This window comes from Rhizobium acidisoli, from assembly GCF_002531755.2.
In the GTDB taxonomy this organism is placed as follows: domain Bacteria; phylum Pseudomonadota; class Alphaproteobacteria; order Rhizobiales; family Rhizobiaceae; genus Rhizobium; species Rhizobium acidisoli.
In genome coordinates this window covers 322,224-343,144 of record NZ_CP035001.1, presented here as the reverse complement: position 1 = coordinate 343,144, position 20,921 = coordinate 322,224, and the positions used below count along the sequence as shown (strand labels likewise).

At 58.5% G+C, this 20,921-nt stretch carries 16 protein-coding genes and 8 pseudogenes; 9 read left to right on the top strand and 15 right to left on the bottom strand.

The window, feature by feature from the left end; genetic code table 11:
* The first annotated feature begins 21 nt into the window (after positions 1 to 21).
* Together CO657_RS30600 and CO657_RS30595 are read left to right on the top strand one after the other, a co-directional pair.
* Entirely contained in the window at positions 22 to 768 is a 747-nt protein-coding gene (locus CO657_RS30600) for an AraC family transcriptional regulator (protein WP_063856449.1), read from the top strand.
* A gap of 72 nt (positions 769 to 840) precedes the next feature.
* On the top strand, positions 841 to 1,743 hold the full coding sequence (locus tag CO657_RS30595; RefSeq protein WP_054184644.1) for a DMT family transporter: 903 nt from the start codon (positions 841 to 843) through the stop codon (positions 1,741 to 1,743).
* A 238-nt stretch (positions 1,744 to 1,981) separates the two neighbouring features.
* Here the strand turns inward: CO657_RS30595 and CO657_RS37710 are convergent, their stop codons facing one another.
* The 3 genes and pseudogenes from CO657_RS37710 to CO657_RS30575 form a co-directional block, all read right to left on the bottom strand.
* Entirely contained in the window at positions 1,982 to 2,164 is a 183-nt protein-coding gene (locus tag CO657_RS37710) for a Rossmann-fold NAD(P)-binding domain-containing protein (protein ID WP_245293005.1), read from the bottom strand.
* 446 nt (positions 2,165 to 2,610) lie between these two features.
* Positions 2,611 to 2,917: pseudogene (locus CO657_RS37705) on the bottom strand (SDR family NAD(P)-dependent oxidoreductase); the annotation flags it as partial.
* 23 nt (positions 2,918 to 2,940) lie between these two features.
* A pseudogene (locus CO657_RS30575) lies at positions 2,941 to 3,570 on the bottom strand (glycosyltransferase); the annotation flags it as partial.
* A gap of 359 nt (positions 3,571 to 3,929) precedes the next feature.
* On the opposite strand from CO657_RS30575, the gene CO657_RS30570 reads away from it, so the two are divergent.
* Entirely contained in the window at positions 3,930 to 6,104 is a 2,175-nt protein-coding gene (locus CO657_RS30570) for a putative bifunctional diguanylate cyclase/phosphodiesterase (protein WP_054184646.1), read from the top strand.
* Between the two features lie 205 nt (positions 6,105 to 6,309).
* On the opposite strand, the pseudogene CO657_RS30565 reads toward CO657_RS30570, so the two are convergent.
* Together CO657_RS30565 and CO657_RS30560 are read right to left on the bottom strand one after the other, a co-directional pair.
* Positions 6,310 to 6,446: pseudogene (locus CO657_RS30565) on the bottom strand (DUF982 domain-containing protein); the annotation flags it as partial.
* A gap of 197 nt (positions 6,447 to 6,643) precedes the next feature.
* Positions 6,644 to 6,763, bottom strand: a pseudogene (locus tag CO657_RS30560) (recombinase family protein); the annotation flags it as partial.
* 35 nt (positions 6,764 to 6,798) lie between these two features.
* On the opposite strand from CO657_RS30560, the gene CO657_RS30555 reads away from it, so the two are divergent.
* The gene (locus CO657_RS30555; protein WP_128715634.1) at positions 6,799 to 7,386 is read left to right on the top strand and encodes an AAC(3) family N-acetyltransferase; all 588 of its coding nucleotides are present in this window, start codon (positions 6,799 to 6,801) and stop codon (positions 7,384 to 7,386) included.
* Positions 7,379 to 7,720, top strand: coding sequence for a hypothetical protein (locus tag CO657_RS30550; protein ID WP_054184648.1), 342 nt, complete (start codon positions 7,379 to 7,381; stop codon positions 7,718 to 7,720). Before CO657_RS30555 ends, CO657_RS30550 begins: the two co-directional genes overlap by 8 nt.
* Before the next feature lie 373 nt (positions 7,721 to 8,093).
* On the opposite strand, the gene CO657_RS30540 is transcribed toward CO657_RS30550, so the two are convergent.
* Entirely contained in the window at positions 8,094 to 9,146 is a 1,053-nt protein-coding gene (locus CO657_RS30540) for a hypothetical protein (RefSeq protein WP_054184649.1), read from the bottom strand.
* Between the two features lie 54 nt (positions 9,147 to 9,200).
* Here CO657_RS30540 and CO657_RS30535 point away from each other — a divergent pair, with 54 nt between their 5' ends.
* Positions 9,201 to 9,812, top strand: a complete 612-nt coding sequence (locus CO657_RS30535) for a TetR/AcrR family transcriptional regulator (RefSeq protein ID WP_063856447.1) — start codon at positions 9,201 to 9,203, stop codon at positions 9,810 to 9,812.
* Between the two features lie 140 nt (positions 9,813 to 9,952).
* Here CO657_RS30535 and CO657_RS30530 read toward each other — a convergent pair whose 3' ends face one another.
* Complete coding sequence (locus CO657_RS30530) at positions 9,953 to 10,753, bottom strand: AraC family transcriptional regulator (protein ID WP_054184650.1); 801 nt, start codon at positions 10,751 to 10,753, stop codon at positions 9,953 to 9,955.
* Positions 10,754 to 10,827: 74 nt separating this feature from the next.
* On the opposite strand from CO657_RS30530, the gene CO657_RS30525 reads away from it, so the two are divergent.
* Positions 10,828 to 11,769 carry an NmrA family NAD(P)-binding protein gene (locus tag CO657_RS30525; RefSeq protein WP_054184727.1) on the top strand — a complete coding sequence of 314 codons (942 nt, stop codon included), beginning with the start codon at positions 10,828 to 10,830 and terminating at the stop codon, positions 11,767 to 11,769.
* A gap of 765 nt (positions 11,770 to 12,534) precedes the next feature.
* Here the strand turns inward: CO657_RS30525 and CO657_RS30520 are convergent.
* On the bottom strand, positions 12,535 to 12,822 hold the full coding sequence (locus CO657_RS30520) for a DUF1236 domain-containing protein (RefSeq protein ID WP_054184651.1): 288 nt from the start codon (positions 12,820 to 12,822) through the stop codon (positions 12,535 to 12,537).
* Positions 12,823 to 13,061: 239 nt separating this feature from the next.
* Between CO657_RS30520 and CO657_RS30515 the strand changes: the two are divergent.
* Positions 13,062 to 13,287, top strand: a pseudogene (locus CO657_RS30515) (PAS domain S-box protein); the annotation flags it as partial.
* 41 nt (positions 13,288 to 13,328) lie between these two features.
* On the opposite strand, the pseudogene CO657_RS30510 reads toward CO657_RS30515, so the two are convergent.
* The 7 genes and pseudogenes from CO657_RS30510 to CO657_RS37695 form a co-directional block, all read right to left on the bottom strand.
* Positions 13,329 to 14,478 (bottom strand): annotated as a pseudogene (locus CO657_RS30510) (IS3 family transposase); the annotation flags it as partial.
* A 588-nt stretch (positions 14,479 to 15,066) separates the two neighbouring features.
* Positions 15,067 to 15,159 (bottom strand): annotated as a pseudogene (locus CO657_RS37700) (thermonuclease family protein); the annotation flags it as partial.
* Between the two features lie 367 nt (positions 15,160 to 15,526).
* Positions 15,527 to 15,883 (bottom strand): VOC family protein, encoded by a 357-nt coding sequence (locus CO657_RS30500; protein WP_054184653.1) that lies wholly within the window; start codon positions 15,881 to 15,883, stop codon positions 15,527 to 15,529.
* A 112-nt stretch (positions 15,884 to 15,995) separates the two neighbouring features.
* Positions 15,996 to 16,874, bottom strand: coding sequence for an NmrA family NAD(P)-binding protein (locus CO657_RS30495; protein ID WP_054184654.1), 879 nt, complete (start codon positions 16,872 to 16,874; stop codon positions 15,996 to 15,998).
* A complete protein-coding gene (locus tag CO657_RS30490; protein WP_054184655.1) occupies positions 16,871 to 17,203 on the bottom strand; it encodes a YciI family protein in 333 nt (110 codons plus the stop codon). The genes CO657_RS30495 and CO657_RS30490 overlap by 4 nt, the downstream gene beginning before the upstream one ends.
* Positions 17,203 to 17,664, bottom strand: coding sequence for a VOC family protein (locus CO657_RS30485; protein WP_245292998.1), 462 nt, complete (start codon positions 17,662 to 17,664; stop codon positions 17,203 to 17,205). Before CO657_RS30485 ends, CO657_RS30490 begins: the two co-directional genes overlap by 1 nt.
* Positions 17,665 to 18,106: 442 nt before the next feature.
* Positions 18,107 to 18,347: pseudogene (locus CO657_RS37695) on the bottom strand (hypothetical protein); the annotation flags it as partial.
* A gap of 465 nt (positions 18,348 to 18,812) precedes the next feature.
* Between CO657_RS37695 and CO657_RS30475 the strand changes: the two are divergent.
* Positions 18,813 to 20,774 carry an elongation factor G gene (locus tag CO657_RS30475; RefSeq protein WP_054184657.1) on the top strand — a complete coding sequence of 654 codons (1,962 nt, stop codon included), beginning with the start codon at positions 18,813 to 18,815 and terminating at the stop codon, positions 20,772 to 20,774.
* Positions 20,775 to 20,921 lie beyond the last annotated feature (147 nt).

The window sequence follows — 20,921 nt, the reverse complement described above, 5'->3', positions numbered from 1 at the left end:
CAAATCGAACTGGATCAGCGGATGGACAGCACAGCGGTTGAAGTTAGGAGCTACTCCGGGGAAGTAGAGCGCCACCGGCACGATTTCCATCAGGTGATCTTGCCTTGCTCGGGCGTACTCGAAATCGAAACAGGGCGCCGCGCCGGTCGTGTGGGAGGAACCATAGCGTCCTTCATACCCGCTGAGTGCGAGCATACTTTTTCTGCTGAGCCCGAAAACAGCTTCATCGTTTTGGATGTACCTCCTGGGGTTTGGACGCGGGCCATTGATCATGAGATCGTGCCGCCTTTTTTCGCGATCGGTTCCGCCGTTCAGGGGCTTGTCGATTACATAAAAGCACTTAGCCCTCAGGCTAGGCTTTCATCGTCGCTCTGTGAGGCCTGGTCCACGCTTCTTCTGGAACGGCTCGCCCAACAAAGTGATCAGCTTGATCGGGTGGAACTGGCGGTGAGGCGAGCCGTTGCCTTTATGAAATGCAGACTGGCCGATCCAATTCGCGTTCATGATATTGCTCAGGCAGCCGGCTTGAGCCAAACCCGCCTCCACGAGGCTTTCCTGAACAAGCGGGCGACAACACCTCACGCTCAACTGGTCGAGCTCCGCCTTGATGCGGCCGAACGCATGCTTGCCATTCCGACTCTATCCATTGCCGAAATAGCGATCCGAAGCGGTCATTCTGACCAGAGCGCATTGACGCGCGCCATGCGTAGGGAGCGTGGTGCAACCCCAGCGGAGGTTCGGTGCAGCCTGCTTGGAGGAAATGCCTGAAGTCCGGAAGGTTATGTCAAGACTCTTTCCCTGTTCTTGTATCCCTATGCCGTTGTGTGGCTGGGGGAAAGAATGATAAATCAGCGAGCGGGTAAGGCGACGGCTGTCGGGCTGATTGCCATCGGGTTATGGTCCGGGCTGGCTTTATTTACAGTCGCGGCGGGGGGCATTCCGCCATTTGAACTCCTGGCACTGTGTTTTGGTGTCGCCTTCGCCAGCGGAAGAGTTGTACTCGTGTTAGGTGGGGCTCCCTCCGTCGGCCGACTTTGCCGGCCGCCGGCAGCGTCGCTCCTGGCATTCTTCGCGATTTTTCTCTACCACGCGCTTTATTTCTTTGCGCTCGCGACGGTTCCACCTGCGCGTGCCAGTTTGATTGCCTATCTATGGCCGCTACTCATCGTGCTCTTCTCCGCTTTGGTTCCTGGAGGCGACCGGTTGGGCTACCGGCACCTCGTGGGCGCAGCTCTGGGGTTCATTGGGGCGGCCATTATTTTCATGGACCGTCAGGCGGAGACTGAGCAGGCTTCCAATGTACTAGGGTATCTGGCCGCCTTCGCATGTGCGGCGATCTGGTCGGGGTACTCCGTCATCAACCGCCGCTTCGAAGAGGTTCCGAGTCAGACTTTAATCGGTGTTTATGGTGCGGTGGCCCTTGCCGGCGCGACCGCGCATCTTTTGTTCGAGGATAGTGTAGTGCCAACCGTCCATCAGTGGCTTGCCGTACTGTTTCTAGGGATGGGCCCCACAGGCCTCGCGTTCCTGGCTTGGGATTATGCGACTAAGCATGGCAACATGCCGCTGCTCGGGACACTCTCATACTTGGCGCCACTGATCTCGACCCTGCTCCTTGTCGCGAGCGGGCAATCACAAGCGAGCATTTACGTTGGCTTGTCGGCGCTCCTAATAGTTGGCGGAGCAGGGCTCGCATGCTACCCAGGCAGAGCAAAAGAAAACGCGAAACGCCCTGGCACCTGACGTGCTGAAAGGTATGCAACGTCGTCAGCGCTATGGCTCGGCGAGTGCGTTCAGCGTCGCGTTCACCCGCCACGTGGGGAAGCCGCCGGAGGACTTCTCACGGGAAAATACGGCAACATAGAGCGGAGCAAGAAACCGCTTTTGAGGCGTTGACGAGAGCCGAGCCGCCCAACGGGGCGGCCGGTATCTTATTCCTGTGGGATCAGGCGCCGCAGACTCCCACGGGACAGTCTCGCCATCAAAGAAAGAAGCCGCCGGTCGGGCCGTCTTCTGGTTCAGGGTCGCCAGAAAAGACCACGCTCTTTGCAGCGTGTTGGACAGTGCGGTAGCCGGAATGTCCGTTGAAGTCCGTGGTCGTGAAGCCTGGATCGGTTGCGTTGACCTTGATGCCGGACGCCGCGAGGTCCTTGGCGAACGCCAGAGCAACCGCATCGAGCGCAGATTTTGAGCTGTTGTAGCCGAGCTAATTAACTCGGTAGAACTCGTTCTGCGGGGTCAGAAACCAGCCCTTGGAACCAAGACCGCTGCTTACCATGACGACGTCGGTTCAGGCGGCCTTAAGAAGCGGAAGGAAAGCCTGTGTGACGCGAACAACAGCGAAATTCAATTTGGTTCAGAGGCGGGACTTAGGTCCTAGCGATAGATCGGCTCCGCAAGGCCGATTTAAGTCTGACCGTCCGACTGCCGTAGGTTGGCAACCGGCGATCTTTTGTACCAAAGCGCCCGGGACCTAAGTCCGGGCTTACACGCGCCCACGAACTGGCATAGCGTGTGGTGTCCAACCCCTGATGGACAATCGAAGGAAGGCGCAGTCGGCGTATGTTTTCGGTCTCGTACTGAGCCTTCCTTTCCGATAGCATCCTAGGTTCACTCTCTGATAAGATCGGCTGCCATCCGCCAAAGCCGATCCGCGTTCTCGCTGTCCAGGGCGTAAGCCGCGAGCCTTCCTGTTTGCCATCAGGTCGTCCAGGGAGAACGGGGGCGATTGACAATCGTGGAAGTATCGGCCGCTCACGCCCTCGACGGGGGGCGAACCCGCCGGCAACACGGACGTCGATGCACCTTGCCCCGGCGTTTTGCGGAGATGTTCCGCAGTTCTAAGTCCCCCCGTGTGTCGTTATAGGTTCGTCGCGATCGCACCCGGGTGAAGTGCGTTCGAGACGATCCCGTCCGATTTCTAGCGGCCGGCGATGCCACCGCGATCTTCAGCGGCCTCCCTGCTTTAAGAGCAATCTGGATGGCTCGATCGGGTCGCTTCTCCGGGGGCAATGCGCCCAAGGAAAGCAAGATAGTTTCCTTTCGGCTTTGCGGTAAAAGGCAGCATATCGATCGCAAGCCCGTGATATACGGTACCCGCCCAGTTGACCGGCGGCATCGGCTGGCGCTGATTGTTTGAGATCGATACCAGCGGTTTTCCCGGAAAGCCTGGTAGAATGGTCGAAGGTCAGGCAGGTCCAACTGCCCGTGCAGCGTCGTCACGGTTCGGCCGGCAAAATTCCGAACCAACGGGAAATGCAGCAGATCGATGTGGGAATGGACGACATCGAATTCGTGCGCCCGGCGGCGAACCTCCTCCAGCATCACGATCTGGTGCGGCAGGTGGTCCTTGACTGCAGGGTTGAGCCGCAAGGCAACGCGCGAGCAAGGCACCAGTTTGCCGTTGGTAACACAGTCGCCGCTGGCGAAAAGTGCGACCTCATGGCCCTGACGGACAAGCTCGTCCGCCAGATAAGAAACGGTTCTCTCTGTTCCCCCATAGAGCTTCGGGGGAACGCGTTCGGCAAGCGGGGCGATCTGGGCGATCTTCGTCGAAAAAGCTTCTCGAATGAGCAACGAGTTAACATTTGGAATCAGCCCGCGTTCTCGAAGGGATGCGGCGCGGTCATCAGATGTAAAACTAGATCTGAAGCGGCTCGTTCCGTACTCCAGTCCAAAAGCTGCATTGGCCCGGACTGTTGAACCGTCGCATGCGCGGGCGACCTCACGACGCTCTCTTAGCGCTGAAGAAGGTCGACGAGGTTTGGTTTTAAGCTCCTCCTTCGGCCTTATCCAAATCCTTCAGGGATCGTCTTGGTCAATGGCGGCAGGCCTGAACGATGACCCGGAAGGAAGTGCTAACCAATTCCCTTCCGCGTGCTTTAACGTTCCCGTTTTACGCTGTTCACACATAAAAGGACGAATTGCAGATGAATCGGCAGGCGCGGTCGCAGTGGGTTTTAAAGTGGCTTCTCCCGGCAGCGGCGTCATTAATCATAGGGTGCGTCCTTCTTGGTACCCTCCACTGGGCCGCAGCAAAAACCGATATGGTGGCAGAGGCTCGCCAGCGGGACCTGGTTAGACTGATCGTCTCGAAGATGCAGGCAAGCGTTGCTCATGATCAGGAAAGCGCGACGGTATGGGACGATGCTGTTCGAAAAACCGGTGCGCGGGATCTGGAATGGCTCAAATCGAACCTCGGCGATTGGATGCACACTTACTTCGGCCATGACGCCGCAATCGTACTTTCCTCCGATCGGACCCCGATTTATGAATTCATTGCGCCCTCGGATAACGCGTTGTCGTCGGATGATCTGCGCGGCGCCTACATGCCGCTGGCGGAGGCATTACAGAAACGACTTGCTGCCAGCGACACCGAAGGGGTCACGGACCGCGTGCTCTCAATCGGCGAAAGCGACCTCGCATACGTAGGGCGACGACCGGCGATTGTGAGCGTCAAGCCAATCGTCTCTGACACCGGCGATGTCGAGCAACAGCCGGGCGAGCAAAATCTCCATGTCGCTGTGAGGTTCCTCGATCAAAGTTTCGTTTCCGACATCGGAAAGGACTACCAGTTTTCTGAAATGAAGTTCGAGGACGATGCTCCGAAGGACACCGAGCACTCATTCGTTCCCCTAACGGCTCGTTCGGGCGCTGCGATCGGCTACTTCACCTGGCGCCCATTTCGGCCTGGTGGGAGCGTGATGAAAGCGACCCTGCCGGCGGTGGGCCTGGCAGCCGCTGTCATTTTCGTCGCGGCTAGTCTGTGCGGGCATGCGATCTGGAGACGTTCGACCCGGCTCGCTTCAAATCGTGAGGAACTCCAGCATCTCGCCTCGCGCGATCCTCTGACCGGCCTTTCAAACCGCGCTCATTTCAGCAACGAACTCGCCGCCCGCCTCGGCGCGGCCTCGCAGAACCAGAGCCACTGCGTGCTGTTCATAGACCTCGACCGGTTCAAAGCGGTTAACGATACTTTCGGGCACCCGACTGGAGACAGGGTCATCTCGCTCGTGGGCCAGCGCATGAATGAGATCATGCCCGCGGCGCTCATCGGTCGCATCGGAGGTGACGAATTTACCGTCTTTCTCGAAGAAGCGGACGGTGAAGTGGCCACCGCCGTTTGCCAACAGATCGTGCAGCGTCTGCGGCAGCCTTTCGAGATAGATGGCGCCCACATCGTCATTGGTGCAAGTGTCGGAGCTGCGGTTGCCGCCGGCCGTGCGGATCCGTCGGAACTCACCCGTCAGGCCGATATAGCTCTCTACCACGCAAAGGCTGCGGGTCGGAACACTTTTGCGATCTTCGGCGGGCATATGGACGAGCTACTGCGCAGGCGTCGCAAGCTTGAACACGACCTTCGGCTGGCGCTCGAGACGAGATCTCAGATCGAGGCCTTTTATCAGCCGGTATATTCAGCGGAGCACAAGGGCCTGTCGTCTATGGAAGCGCTCGCTCGTTGGAAGCATCCCGAAGAAGGCTTCATCGCTCCCGACATCTTCATCCCCATTGCCGAGGAAATAGGCCTTATCCACGAACTCGGCGCCAAAGTGCTCGAGGATGCCTGCAGTGTCATGGCAGACCTTCCTTTAATCTCTATGGCGATCAACGCCTCTGCATTGGAACTCTGTTCAGACGGTTATCCTCTTCGTGTCTTGTCCAGATTGGCGAAATGGAACATCGATCCAAAAAGACTCGAGATAGAAATTACCGAGTCTTTGGCTTTTGGTGAAGAAGGACGAAGCGACCGGAACATTGCTATACTCCGAAATGCGGGGGTGGGTATTGCGATCGACGACTTCGGAACGGGATATTCCTCTTTCTCGAGAATGCAGAAGCTGGTGGTCGACAGGATCAAGATTGACAAGTCGTTCATCGATGCGATGCAGGGAGAGAGCAAGCCGCTGATCGAGGCGATGATCAATATGGCCCGGGCGAAGGGTCTTAAGACCACGGCTGAAGGTGTGGAAACGGATGAACAGAGCGATGCTTTGGTGGCGCTTGGATGTGATAGCCTCCAAGGTTTTCTGATCTCGCGGCCCCTTAGCCGCGCGGCCGTGATCGATTTGTACAACGAAACCGGCAAGCAAATATTTACTGCTTGAAGCTGGGCCGCGCCTCGGTCTGTCGCTACCGGCGCGGGGATATGCATTGGCTTAGAAGTTCCAAGGGCTGGCGTGCCGCCACCGGCTTCAGCCATTTTGGTCGTCTCGTGGCATCACGCCGCGAACGTCGTTGGAGCGCAAGAGGGAGTGTCTCCGGCTCATCGCGGTGCAGCCATGGTCTTTGTTGGTTTTGCGCCGAGGCCGATCAGTGGACAGTGGCAACCACCGGAACTCCGGCTTCCTCGGCAGCGCGAATGAGGGCTGCGCGGGCGACCTTGGCCGGGATATTGCCCCGGATCGCATCCAGACATGTTTTGCCGCCGCGATATCTTCCGCGCCGTCGCCCGCTGCCGATATGCCCCCGTCAGTTTCTTATCGGCAACGCAGACAAGGGTCGGCTGGCGACGGTGGATGGGATATCACCAACAGGCCTTCTGGCATTTTGTCCCCGCCAGCGCTCCCGTCCTCCGCAGCATTGGTGGCGTCGGAACACTGTTGGGAACAGGATGGACCCCGGGAGCAGGAACCCGCCTTTTTGCGCGGCCGAGGGCTTTCTTTTCCGACTTGGCGCGCTTGAGGCCCGATTGCGTCCGCTCGATCAGCAAGCCGCGCTCGAACTGGGCGACCGCGTTAAGCACGTTCAGGTTCATCGTGCCCGCCGGCGGTCTCACCTCCGTCGGCATCGTCAGCGGCAATCGCCGCTCAGGCCGACTGGCTCACTGCCAACCACCCGCTCGGCTATAGTTATGGGAGAGGCGTCTCCGCTCGGCAAACTCGTGGAGGCAGGTGGCAAGGTATTGATGGTCGGAGCCCCCTCGACACAATGACCCTTCTCCACCATGCCGAACACCTTGCGCGAATTCCGGACAAGCGCCTGCACCGGTATCAGGTGCCCTTTGCCACGTCGGCCGGGGTGGTGTGGCGCATACTCGAGGAGTTTGACACCCGCGACCCGGTTGTGCCGGGTCTTAAGGACGACAACGAGATCATCGGCGCGTTTCTCGCCACAGGGCAGGGTGACGCAGGGCTTGATCGGAGAGGCAAGATCGGTGCTGGTCGATGCGACCTCCATCTGCAGCTTCTGTCGCATGGTTGGAGAACCATGTCTGGCCTGACTGAGCAGCTGTCATGGCGACCCGAAGGTCCCGCACATCCTCTCATTGGTAAGCTGACCGCACACTCAAGCACAAGGAGCGCCCCTTCTGCCGCCAAGGAACAAACTCCGCATGGCGAGGTTGGTATTGCGAAACAGCACAAAACAATGGGAGAAACTCATGCATAAATCTCTTCAGTTCATCCTTGTCGGCCTTGCCGCCATGACCGGATTGACGATCTCGCCAACGATCGCCGCCGCGCAGGATATGGAGTTGCGGGTCGGCCCCGGCGGCGTCGGTGTCTACGATCGCGATCGCGACCGTAATCGCTACGACCGCTATGACCGCCGCGCTCCGCGCGGCTGCGATCCCAACGACGCGCTCGACATCGCCCGCGGAGAAGGACTTCGCAGGGCGCAGATCGTCCGCATGTCGCCCCGCAGCATCGTCGTCCAAGGGATGACGCGCCGTGGACCGGATCGGATGACCTTCGCCAATCGGCGCGGATGCCCGGAAATCTGATCTGCCCGTCAGCGGCAAGCTGAAGGGCCGGGCGGCTAGCGGAGCCCGGAACGACAAGGCTGCCGCGCCCAAGGCTTCGAAACCAGTTAGACTCACTGGGAAGTGGCCGCATGCAGGCCGCTTCGTTCTATTGTAAACGGGGGCAGGCTCCAAGGAGACGAAGCTGCGCGACTGCGGGATCATCGGAGGCGCCCCCGCAGGGCTGACCGCGGCGATCTATCTCTCGCGGAAAACCGTGCAAGAAAAGCACGACTGGACCACGCTCTTGTTGAACGACATGAAATGAGGCACCGTTGGCCTCAATTTCTGAATGGTGTACGGGATGATCAGCGGCGGCTGATACTTTATTAGGACAATTCATTTTTGCTCCAATCTATGCTTGATCCGAACCTTGTTGCGCGTGTTTGATCGGTTCAAATTCCATGACTTCTCCACCTGAGGCGCGAAGCCGATCAAAGTATGTGGAATGGTCGATGAGCTGGGCCGGGAAGTAGAGGCCCGGTCGAGGCGGTTCGCCTGCGAGACCAGCCAGGCGTTCAAGAACGAGCGCAACACCCAAACCCGTTAGCGGCATCTGACCACCGGGGTGAACGATCGCGTGACGTTTCTGAAGCGGCTGCCCGGCGTGATCCAGGCCCGAAAGGTTTATGATGATTTCGGTCGATACCGGTCCGCCATTCCGGCGAGCGGAGCTCATTCCAATGGCCAAGTCGAACCGAATATCAGGCGCGCCGGTTGCGTTTGCCAACAACAGGATATCGTTCGGCGAAAACACGTTCGCGTCCAACGCAGTGCCGTCGATTGCGCGAACCTTTGACTTAGTTTCGTCCCCATGGCACCACCGCCATGCGCCAGCCGTTCTCATAAGAGCAGCAGCACCCGCATGCATCTGGCGCTCAAAATCAGCATTTGCTGCAGGTCCGAACGCATCTTGCTCGTCGAGCACGGCCTCGATGTGAATGTTATGCAACCGACCAAATTGTTGGGCGAACAAGAGCGAAGGTACGCTTGTCGCACCAACGAGCCACTCTGTACCAAGGACGACAGGCGCGGCAGCGGGCTTTTGCATGAAAGATGCAGCCTCCAGACCCAGCTCGCTAATGCTTGGTGAGATGTTGATGTGCCCCGCGCTCTTTTGCTGAGCCCAGCGGAGAGCTGCTCCCGTTGCATCGGTAAACAGCGTTGCGACCGCCGAGACACGTTGCTCGCCTAGCCCCAGGTCAGAGGCAGTGAGGTCCACGACCACCGCAGACGCGCCGTCGAAAGCTGCTGCTGCTCGTACCGCGCGTTGTTCGTCCCGGCCGCCAATGAGGATTGGTACATCAGGATGTTGGACACGCAAGAAGCGTGTAGCCCAGCGCCCGACCTCACCGGCGCCGCCAATAATCAGTATTGGGTTTTGCACACTTCCAGATGCTTGTAACATCGCGATACCTATGTTTTACTGATACCTACTCATGGTAGGTTACTAAAAGTAGGTATGCAAGTGGAAAAACCAAAAGCCGCCGTCGACAACAGGACCGCAGGTCGTCTTTCGAAGCCTGAGCGGCGTCAGCAACTGCTGGAGACGGCCCGCCTGATCGTCCGGGAGGAAGGTGCTGACCGGCTGACATTAGGCCACCTGGCAGTGCGGGCCGGCGTTTCCAAACCTGTGACTTACGAGCATTTCGAGACCAGAACGCGTCTTTTGATTGAGCTCTATCGTTGGATAGACACCGAACGCATTACCGCGTTTCGCACGCTTATGGCTCAGGAAAATCGACCGGCGAAAGAGACTGTTTCGGCTTTGGCTAAAACCTATCTAGCTTGCGGAACCGACCAAGGTGACGAATTTCATGCTGTCGGCGCGGCGCTCGCAGGAAGCGAGGAAAGAGCTGGCGTATACCAGGAGTTAGTCGACGCAGTGATCGAGATGTTCCTGGAAGTTCTACGACCTCATTCAAGCGTTCGGCTGGAATCGCTGGCATTGGCATGCGAGGCATTGGTTGCGGCAGGAGACGCGCTGACAAGCGCCGTTACACGCGGCAATTGCTCCGCGTCTGAGGCAGAGGAGGTATATGTAAACCTCATTGAGGCTGTGACCAAGTGCTGATTGCCACTGAGGGGTTCAATGGCGCTCTAGGATCTTCGGAGGTTAACGCCGAGGTGTAGTCTCGATATCGCAATTAAGTCGCGAGGTCTCGGCACGTGCCGCAGGCCGACCCGCGCTGCCGAAATTGGCCATTCGGCAAATCAGCTCGCAAAGTAGCGCGTGGGTGTTTTGCCTAAGGCCTTCTTGAACATGACGATGAAAGCCGTCGGCGACTCGTAGCCCAAGTCGCTGGACACCCTCTGGACCGCCGCGCCGCTGGCCAGTTCGCGCAACGCGATGACCAAGTGCAGTTGCCGCCGCCATCGGCCGAAAGTCAATCCCGTTTCCTGGACCATCAGCCGCTTCAGGGATCGCTCACTCATGGCAACGTGTGCCGCCCAATCGACCAGGGTGCGACGGTCGCTCGGCTCTGCCATCAGTGCAGCGGTGATCGCGGCGATTTTGGGATGGCTGGATGCGGGTAACTCCAGCCCCTGTATCGGCATTTGCGCGAGTTCATCCAGCAGGACCCGCACCATTCGGCCTACATGGTCGTCTGGAGCAGAATTGACCGGTACATCCGCCAGTCGGAGGATCATCTCACGGAGCATCGGCGACACAGAGAGCGTGCAGCACACCTGAGGCAGCTTGGCAGCGTCGGGTTGAACGAACAAATAGGACGGGCATGCGTTGGACGTGACCTGGTTGCTGTGGGGCACGCCGCCGGGTATCCAGACCCCGCGGTCCGGCGGGACAATCCAGATGCCATTCTCCGTTCTGCATGTGACGGCCCCGTGCAGCGCCAAGATGAGCTGCCCTTCCTTGTGCTGGTGCTGGGGCACTTCAGCCTCATAGTCACTGAAGTCGAGACGGACAGCGAAGGCCGGACGATCCCACCGGTCGGGTTCAATGTCGTCGTAGCAGGAACGGCGTTTTGCGGATTGGCCCGATTTGGAGATCATTTGGCATTATGTCTAAATTCGTACGCACCGCAATAGTCTACTCTTTGGTAATCAACAACCGAATGGAGACTTTCATGCGAATTTCTGTCGTCGGCGCCACGGGACGAATTGGCGCCAAGCTGACTCGGAACTTACTGAAGGCCGGGCACCAGGTCAGAGCAGTGTCGAGAGGTGGCCCAGCGCTTGACGCACTGGTCGAGCTTGGAGCAGAGCCATACCTTGGAAGCTTTGACACAGGAGCGGGAGACCTCGACCAATTTTTCCAGGGTGCAGATGCTGCCTTCCTGATGGTGAAGACCGATTGGAACAACATCGCGGGACACTACCCCGCCGTTGCCCAGCGCTTTGTCGATGCGCTCGAAACGTCCTCCGTCAAACTGGCCGTAAGCCTGACGGCCATGGGTTCGGACGTGAAAGGGAAGACGGGTCATTTCGAGTGCTTCAACGATCTGGACGAAAAACTCAACGAGCTCCTCAATATCGATCTGGTCCACTTGCGCGCCGGCTGGTTCATGGACGACGTGTCGGCGTGGACGGGCCCGGTTGCCAAATACGGTCGAATTGCCTGGTTCTGCAAACCTGATTTGAAGATGCCCTGGGTGGCGACCGACGACATCGCTTGGCTGGCGGCGAAGGAACTGACCAATCCGAGGGGCAGACACCGCGTCTATCTCGAAGTCGGCTCGCAAGATGTCTCGATGAACGAACTGGCCGTAATCATTGGCAGGGAGATCGGCAGGCCGGTGGAGTACCGATACATCGAGACGACCCGCAAAGACGTGGAAGCTGAATTTCTGGCGCGGTTTGGAACCGCGGAGAAATGGCACGACGACACCCTGAGCGCCGACGCTTTGAACAATGGCATCGTAAGGTTCCATGGGGAGAACGAGGATCGTCCGAAATTGCCCACGACGATGGAGATGTTCATTGGTCATGTTTGGAAGCCGCGTTACCTGGATGCGGTCAGATCCGGAAACCAACGGGAGACGTTTTTCATGTGGGCCGCCAGAGACTAGCTGTCCGTCATGGCGGCTCTTTTGAGCTGTCCCAGCAATCTCGAGTCTTTATTGGACGCTGCCGCAATTTAATCATTTGCGGTAGTCATACGACCGCAATTGGCGCAGAGGGCTACCAAGCTATTCCATATAGGGTCGGAGCACCTCTTCGATCCATATGAACGCTGGGACACGGCGTGACAGGTTTTGGCGCAGACGTTCGCCGCGATTGCCCGGATTGACCACCAAGGATCATGAGCCGTCGTGGTCAGCTTGGCTGAAACGTTGTTCTACGTGCCGTCGTCGTATCCTGTCATAAGATCAAGCATTTTCGCGAGCCCTGAGCCGCGCTGTGATCGCGCCAAGGTTTTGCCTGGCTGACGCCACTCGCAAATACGCGTTTTGGGAATTCCGACAAACTCGGCGAGCTTATTTGTCGCTTGTGACCATTTTGCCGATATTGCGAAGCGACCCGCAGTTCGCGGTTCGGCTTCTTCGCGAGAACATTCTCCGTGTGATGCGATACCTTCGTGCCGCGTCGGTCATATCAATCGGTGAAGATTCACTGCGAATGAATAGTGCGAAGTTCGACGATAAGGTTGTGCCTTCGTTTCAGGACTGCCCCAGCGAGACGCCGCGGTTTCGACCTCAACTGATGCCACTGGCTGCGTGGATGCAAGTCTGATTTCAACTCTTGCACCACGAGTGGAAGAGATGGTGATGAGGAGGAAGGTGGAATGATGGAGGAACCGCGGGCCATGGAAGCCGGCCCGCGATTCATTCATGCTATTGGACGACTTCAATTACCGCGCGGGTCTTCGGATTAACGAGCACGCGCTTTTTGTTGACAACCACATAACCGTAATCAGGTTGATCGGGGATTGTGTGGATTTCGACCGTGTCAGGAAGCGCCGTACCGACCGTGACGTCACCGTCAAACGTGACGGATGGCGTTTCCTGTTTCATGACGTAGGTTTTGACCTCGCCGGGAACGACGACCGTCGTCGTCTGCGCGACGGCCGCTCCGCCGAGTGCCAGAAACAGCGACGCCGCAGAGATGACCAGTATTTTCATGTTATCCTCCAGGATCTTGAGTGTCACGGCAAAACGCTACCGGCAGGATATGGTTCCTCCGTTACACGGAATGTCGCAGGTATTCGGACACCCTGCAGGGTACCTTTGCCAGCATGATCTGCAGAATGTCCGATAGCTGAGCTGAGACCGCGTTCGAGGGAACGGCCTTGATGGCAATAGGGTGATGTCCGGTATAGTGTTGAGAACGTCATCAGCTCGTGGTGGATCAGGCGTATAACATGATCATGAACCCCTTTTTCCACTTCCAGCCGTGCCCGAGAACGCTTTCTCGAAGCTATCCTCCAGAGTGCCATCGAATATGCGATCATCTCCGTCGATCTCGATCACAGGGCGACCACATGGAATGAAGGTGTGCGCCGGATCCTCGGATGGGACGAGGCCGAAGTCATCGGCGAGCCCATCGGCGTAATCTTTACGCCGGCGGACCGGGAGACGGGGGTACTGACCTTGCCCCCAAGTTTTATCCATTTTTGAGTTCGCTCCAGCGGTTTTGGGGTGGTAGCGGCGGGTTGCGGTGCGGAGCCATTCCGGCTGCGCAGCACCGCATCACGTCGCGGGTTGATTGTCTGAGCGAATTCGGCTGGTGTCATCCAACCGAGTCCAGAGTGAGGTCGGTGATCGTTGTAATCGCTGCGCCAGTTTGAAAGCGCTGATCGAGTATGGGTCAGTGACGAGAAGAGCGTTTCATTGAGGAGCTCGTCGCGCAGTCGCCCATTGAAGCTTTCGATGAAGGCGTTCTCGATTGGTTTGCCCGGTGCGATGTAGTGCCATTCCACCCTGGCCCGATCCGTCCATTGCAGGATCGCGTTGCTGGTAAACTCACTGCCATTGTCGCTGACGATCATCTTCGGCTTGCCTCGTCCTTCGATGATCCGGTCCAACTCGCGGGCAACCCGCAGGCCGGAAAGAGACGTATCGGCGACGAGCGCCAGGCACTCCCTGGTGCAATCATCGACGACGGTCAGCACCCGGAACCTGCGTCCATCGGTGAACTGATCCGACACGAAGTCCAACGACCAGCGATCATTGGCGGTCATCGGGACCAGCATCGGTGCTCGCGTGCCGATCGCTCGCTTGCGGCCGCCGCGCTTGCGCACCGTCAGCTTCTCCTCCCGATACAGCCGGAAGAGCTTCTTTTGGTTCACACGGTGTCCCTCGCGTTTGAGCAGCACGTGGATGCGTCGGTAACCGAAGGGCGGCGTTCATGCGCCGGCGCCTTCATCCGCTCGCGAAGACTATCATCGTCGCTGCGCCTGGTTTCGTAACGGACCGTCATTCGGCAAAAGTCAATGGCTTTACACGCCCGCCATTCGCTCATCCGATGTTGTTCCACCAGATGCGCGACAGCTTTCCGCCTTGCTGCGGGCGTCACCACTTCTTTCCCAAAAGGTCTTTCAAAGCAGCATTGTCGAGCATGGCATCCGCCAGAAGCCGCTTCAGCTTGGTGTTCTCGTCCTCCAGCGTCTTCAGTCGTTTGGCTTCCGACACTTGCATGCCGCCGAACTTCGCCTTCCATTTATAGATGCTGGCATCGCTGACGCAGTGTTTGCGGCAAAGATCCGAGACCGGAGTGCCCGCCTCGTGCTCTTTCAGAATGCCGATGATCTGTTCTTCTGTGAAACGGTTGCGCTTCATTCTCTGGTCCTCTCGATGGGCCAGAGCTTACTTCAAAATGGATTATTTCAACGGGGCAAGGTCAGGCGCCGTCACTTTCCCGCCGCCGACAAAGGACGATATTGATCCGTTCAGCAATGGTCCTTGCTTCCTCGCACTCCGTTATTCCGCATCAGCTGGTGGCAATATTTATTCTGGCGTTCCGCATAGGTCACGCGGTTCGGCTTCGAATCCGTTATGTCTCACGCCGGGAGCCCGCGCAGAAGAGGTTTGAGAAGGAGATGACCAGCCTTCTGCGCGGCCCCGAACCCCGTGGAGGGGGTAGATCGCGAATAGCGCAGGGCAACGCTAGCTAACGATCCGAGGAGTTAACTATCAATGCGAGGCGGTGGTTCCTGTACAGTTGCGCACCAGCCGTTTCACCGCCTTGGGGCGGCCGGCTGTGAACCGCACGGACGCTGCGAACAGGGGTGCTGGCGCAGCAGTACAAGATACTGAAGCCGTGCGGCCCGTCGTCAAAACCATTAACTGACTGAAGAGGTTCCCAGATCACAGCTGTCGTCTAAGAAAAAAGCCCGCTGGCTGGCGCGAAGCTGGCTAACGAGACACCTTCCCCAGCAGTCGCATATTCTGCCCATCGCATTTCACTGTGTCGCTGTCGACGGCCGTCAGCGAGGCGCATAGGATCAGTTCGGCGATCATCTCGAATTGCTCCGGCTCTTGATCTCCTAACAGGGATAATGCTCGAAGCACCACCAGCGCGTTTCAACCGTCTTCGATTGGGAAAAGCCGAAGCTTCCTCATTTCGCGCATCCGGCGACGCAGCAATAGTGCTCGGTGATGTCGTTCGCTCCCCGAATGGCGAGCCCGTCTACACCCCTCTTCGCGGCGAAGGATAGCCGTCCTCTGAAAGCTCAGCAGCCGTCTGAGATCAAGTCCAGAATGCGCTGTTGCCTCACCTGTCGTGACGGTGAGGACGCGCGAGAGGCACCCAGCCTTTTCCTCTTCGCCGAATTGGAGCGGACCGCTTCTGTCGGGCGGTTGCGACATGGCTCGCCCTTCGCCGGCTCTATGTACTGAAGGGCCTTGAGGGAGGCTCTGCAAGAGTGATGCGATTTCCGTCAGGGTCTGTTAACTGGGCGATCCTTCCGTAGTCACCCTCCAATTCACTTGTGAGCTTCATGCCTAATTCATCGAGCGATTTTCGGGCATTTTCCAGTTTCGGCACCACAATTGTCAGTCTACCGGAGCCCGCATTCTCCTTGTCATGGAAGATTTGAATATTTGCGCCTGCGACGTTGCGCCATTGGATCAAACCATCCATCGGACGATCATCAGGTTCGCGGTCGAAAATTTGGGTATAGAATTTTTCCGCAAGATCGATGCTTGCCGTTGCAAGCGCGGCGTAGATTCCTTGGATTCGCATTTACATTGCTCCTTCCAAATCGGGCTCAAATGAGAAATGGGACAGTCCGTTCCAAATGGTTTGTGATGACGGCGGCATGGCCTTTCTGGCGCAAACCTCAAATTGAGAGGTGCTATCCCGCCGACTTCTCCTTCACCAATGTTGAGATATAATCTCGCAGGTCTATCGCTCCGCGGATCGGATTTTCAGGCATGTCAAAGCCGGCCAGGGATACCTCCGTCATCCGCGCGTAGGCATGAGCCGCACGTTCTGAAAAGCCCGCCTTCATGAAGCTCGCTTCCCACTCGCTCCGCTTGATCGTTCGGACGGTCACCGCATGCCCGAGTATTTCGGCGAACGCAGCCGCGACCTCGTCGAACGAGTATGCTTCCGGTCCTTCGACGTACCTTATCCCGACGTCGTCGAGCGGACTGGCCAACCGTCTTGCTGCGGCCAAACCGAGGTCGGCCGGAGCCACCATCGGTATCTTCAGCTGCGCCGGGAACATCGTCGTAATCGAGCCTTGCCGAGCCTCGTCGGGGAGCATGTCGAGGTTGGTGTAGTAATATGCGCCGCGGTTGATGGCAGCCGGAATCGCGGCGGCGCCGACGGCTCTCTCGAAATTCCACAGAACCGAGAGATCGCCGATCGCGTCGCCGGGCTGTGCGCCGTAGGTGGACTCCACCATGACTTTCTCCAGGCCCGCGCCGCCGACCGCCTCGGCAATGCTGGTTGCCGTCCGGGTTTCCCCGGCGTTTGTGTCAGTAGTAACGGGCGCTGGAGGATTCAGGAGAAATGCTCGGCGGCCGCGACGCAGTGTGGCGCGCAGAGCTTGCGGGTCGCCAAGATCGACAATGGCGATCTCGGCTCCCAGGGATTTGAGACCCGCGGCCTTCGCCTCGTCGTGTACGACCGCGACAATCTGATGCCCGTCTCGAAGAAGTGTCCGGGCGACTACCGATCCGATATGGCCGGTTGCGCCAAGAACGATGAAAGCATCCGCCCTGGTCATTGAGCCTGCTCCAGAGGCCAGACTTCGACGACACCCTGGGCGACCGCGCATGGCGCCTTCGAAACTATCTCGATGGCTTCTTCCAGGCTTTCAGCTTCAATCAATGCGAAACCGGCCAATGGCAATGCGGCCGTCAGGAACGAACCCTTAGAAATTTCCACCTTTACGCCATCGTGGTTTCGGACCTGGACCGGCGATCCGGCTATACCCATGATCGCACCTCGATCCCGCAGTTGCTGGTCGTGAGCGTGCGCCGCATCGCGGAGTGCTGGAGCGGTGCGATCATATCCGATCTGATCGCCATATCCGATCGTGAGATATTTCGGCATTACAAATTCCTTTCTTCCGCATCTCTTCCATCGCGGTCTCGGTCTCGGTCTCGGTCTTGTCGGCGGCGATGCCCAGCGCCTTGAGCACGGCGGCCGACTTGGAACTGGATATCGCGGTACTCGACGATTTCGAGATGGTTTCCCCAAAGGTCGAGAAAATTGAACGGCCGGCCCTCCGGAACCGTCGCGCCAGCCGCGGTGGCAAGGTCCATGACGATCGATCTGTCGTTCACGACCAAGCCAAAATGACGGTTTGTGTGGCGCTCTTGCGTTCTGCCGCGGCTCAACGCGAGGAACTGGTCCCCCATGTCCACGAAAGCCATCTGCAGGACGCCGCTATCATCGCGGTGGCTTCCGCGGAGCTGGAAATTAAAGACCTTGCCATAGAATTCGAACGCCGCGTCGACATCATCGACCTCGAGCGCGACATGGTTCAAGCCCATGAGCTTGGGTTTGGTCATGCTCATCTCCCGATTCTTGATGCTTTGGGCTTAACGCCCCAGAACCGACAGGGTTCAGAGCGTCTTCGGAATGCGGGATTTCTGCATCTGCGGATCCCGTAGAAAACCTGCGGGCGGGGCCAGCACCTTGAGCACGAGTTGCTAAACCGTGAGCAGTGTTGGCGGCATCGCGTTTGTGCCAGATGAGCCCGGCCTCCATTCGGCGCGCATGCGCTTCGGAAAGCATCGAGATCAGATCGGTGTCCGCCTCGGCGTCGGCGGGTTGCCCCAGGGGCCGCTTGCATCGGAGAGCTTCGAAAATTTCTGCTGGAGCTTGTCGACTGAAGGCCGCTGAAGCTGAGATCGCCCGGCTGGAGGCGGTGGAGAAGAGCGCCAACGAGCGGATTGCCAACCTCACATTGATCCTGAAGGTTCTGCAGCGCACCCTAGAAGTGGGAGGCGCTCACGCGCCCCCTGTTCCGAACTCCCAGACAGGGATACCGAGCTTCTTCGCCTTGTCGGCGAGATTTCCCTGCCGGTGCCCGGGACGTGCATCACACCGATAGGCAGGATGTCCCGCAGCTGATCGTTATGCTTGAACGGCGCGGCCTTGGCGTGTTTCGTCCAGTCTGGGGCAAATCCGACCCGCGGCACCTTGCGGCGATCGGCCAGCGGGAGGCGATCTTTTCGGCAGCTGCTGCAGATCGATGCGATATATCAAGTTAATCGTCTGTCGGATCACTGGGAGCTCTTGCACAAGATAATACCGATGCTCGGACGGACTTGTGGGGCAATTCGTCATCGAAGCGGCAGATAAAAGTTCATTACACCGGCGAATTCAGGCTTGGTGCTTAGAACGGGAGAACTCTGCCCACTCGGAGAACTCTGTGCTGCTATAAAGCGGCTGTCCCTAAAATGGTCCGTTGCCACACGCAGACGGTCCGGCGAGAGCGGCGACGGCTCCGCAATCGATTCACCCAACTTTCGCGATCCTGCGTAGACGTCGATATCGCAAATTCGTCACTGCGTTCTCAGCCACTGAGTAGATCGGCCCTCAAATCTCAGTCCAGGTCAAAGCGTTGTGAAACTGAACACCTCTGGCGCCTTGCACCGGTTCAGGGCATCCTATGATGGCTGAAAATTGTGTCATGGCAGTTGGAGGAATGCCGATGCGCTGCTTTACCGTGCTTGGACCTTCGCAGACCGGAAAATCGACAGTCGTGGAAAAGCTCGCCTCCCTGGAGGGAACGCCGCGAAAATCCGGCTCCCCTTATGGATTGAACCTTACGGAGTTCAGCTTCGGGAACGAGGCGTGGTGTGCACTGGATGCGCCAGGACCCAACGAAGCGTTGGCGCACGCGCAGCATGCGCTTCTTGCCAGCGACGCCTGCATCCTGTGCGTTTCATCGGCACCCGAGGAGGCTGTGCTCGCCGCGCCCTATCTCAGGATCCTCGAGGCCTCGGGGACGCCTTGCATCCTCTTCGTCAACCGGATGGACGAACCTAGAGGGCGGTTGAGGGACGTGATCGCCGCGCTTCAAGACTACGCCAACCACACCCTTTTGCTTCGCCAGATCCCGATCCGCGAGGGGGACAGGATCATTGGCAGTTGCGATCTGATTTCGGAACGGGCGTGGCGATACCGGGAAGGCCAGCCTTCGGCGCTGATCGCCATCCCCGAAAACACTGCGGAACGCGAGCACGAAGCGCGCACCGAGCTCCTGGAACACCTGTCCGAATTTGATGACTGGCTTCTCGAGGAACTGATCGAGGACCGTGAGCCATCCAGCGACGCGCTCTATGCCATCTCATCGCGCATTCTCAGGGAAAACAGAATTATCCCGGTCCTGATCGGTGCTGCAAGTCACGGCAGCGGCATGATGAGGCTGATGAAGGCGCTGCGCCACGAGGCCCCGCCGGTAGGCGTTCTTCGGCAGCGTCTCGCTCATACAGGAACTGTCGAGGAAGGCAAGCTGGCGGCCGTGAGCTTCCATGCCTATTATCGCCAGAATGTCGGCAAGACGGTGCTCGTGCGCGCACTTGGCGAGGGGCTGCGGCAAGGCGCATCACTGGGCGGCTCCAGCCTCGGCGCCGTCCAAAATCTCGCAAACGGCCGGTCCAATTCGGGGGTTCTGCCCGCGCCGGGGGATGTCTTCGCGGCGGTCAAGTCCGACCACCTGCCCGTTCCTTCGCTGTTGACCTCCGGCGCGGTGGTTGCCCCGCCTGATTGGACGGAACCACCCACGCCGATGCTCGAAAGGATCCTGGTTCCAGGCAGCGAGCGCGATGAAAACAAACTTTCCGAAACGCTGGCGAAACTTTCCGAGGCGGATCGCGGTCTGAAAGTCTTGCAGGAGGAAGGCACCGGCGCTCAACTCGTCCGCGCCCAAGGGCCGGTCCATCTGCGTGATCTCTGCCGAACGCTGTCCGATGTCTTTCACATCTCCGTGACCGACCGAACGCCCAGCCCGATCTACCGTGAAACGATCGCGAAACCATCGGAGGTTCATTACCGCCATCGCAAACAGACCGGTGGTGCGGGGCAATTCGCGGATGTGAAGCTGAGCATTCACCCCAACGAGCGCGGCCAGGGCTTCAGCTTCGGCGAAACCATCAAGGGCGGCGCCGTTCCGCGCAATTACATCCCCGCCGTCGAAGCGGGCGCGCGCGAAGCGATGGAGAAGGGGCCGCTAGGCTTCGAAGTCATCGATGTCGGCGTAACGCTGTTAGATGGTCAGCACCATACCGTCGACAGTTCGGAACACGCCTTCCGGACTGCGTCGAAAATGGGGGTGCGACAGGCGCTTTCCGAAGGATCGACCGTCTTGATGCAGCCGGTCTTTCGCACGGACTTCCACATCCCGTCGGTCTATTCGGGCAGCCTTATCCAGATCGTCGCCGCTCTCAACGGTCAGGTTCTCGGCTTCGACCGTGATGAAACCGCCAAGGGATGGGACATCTTCCGGGCGCTCGTTCCAGGCAGCGCACTTGAAGATCTGGCGCGGGCGCTGCGTTCGGCGACGCAGGGCATTGGTTATTTCTCCAAGACCTTCGATCACTTCGAGGAGCTATACGGCAAGGAAGCGGATGCGATTGTGAGGGCAAAGGAGAAACCGGGCACCGCACACTGAAACGTGCGCGCCACTTCATGCCTGATCACAGAGCCGGGCTCACGCCCGCCCTTAAGTGCCTGAGGCGTTTGCAGTTGTAGTCGCACAGGCCGCGGTTGGCTTGCTCGGCGAATCAACCGCTTGTGATTGCCACCAGGTGAAATCCGT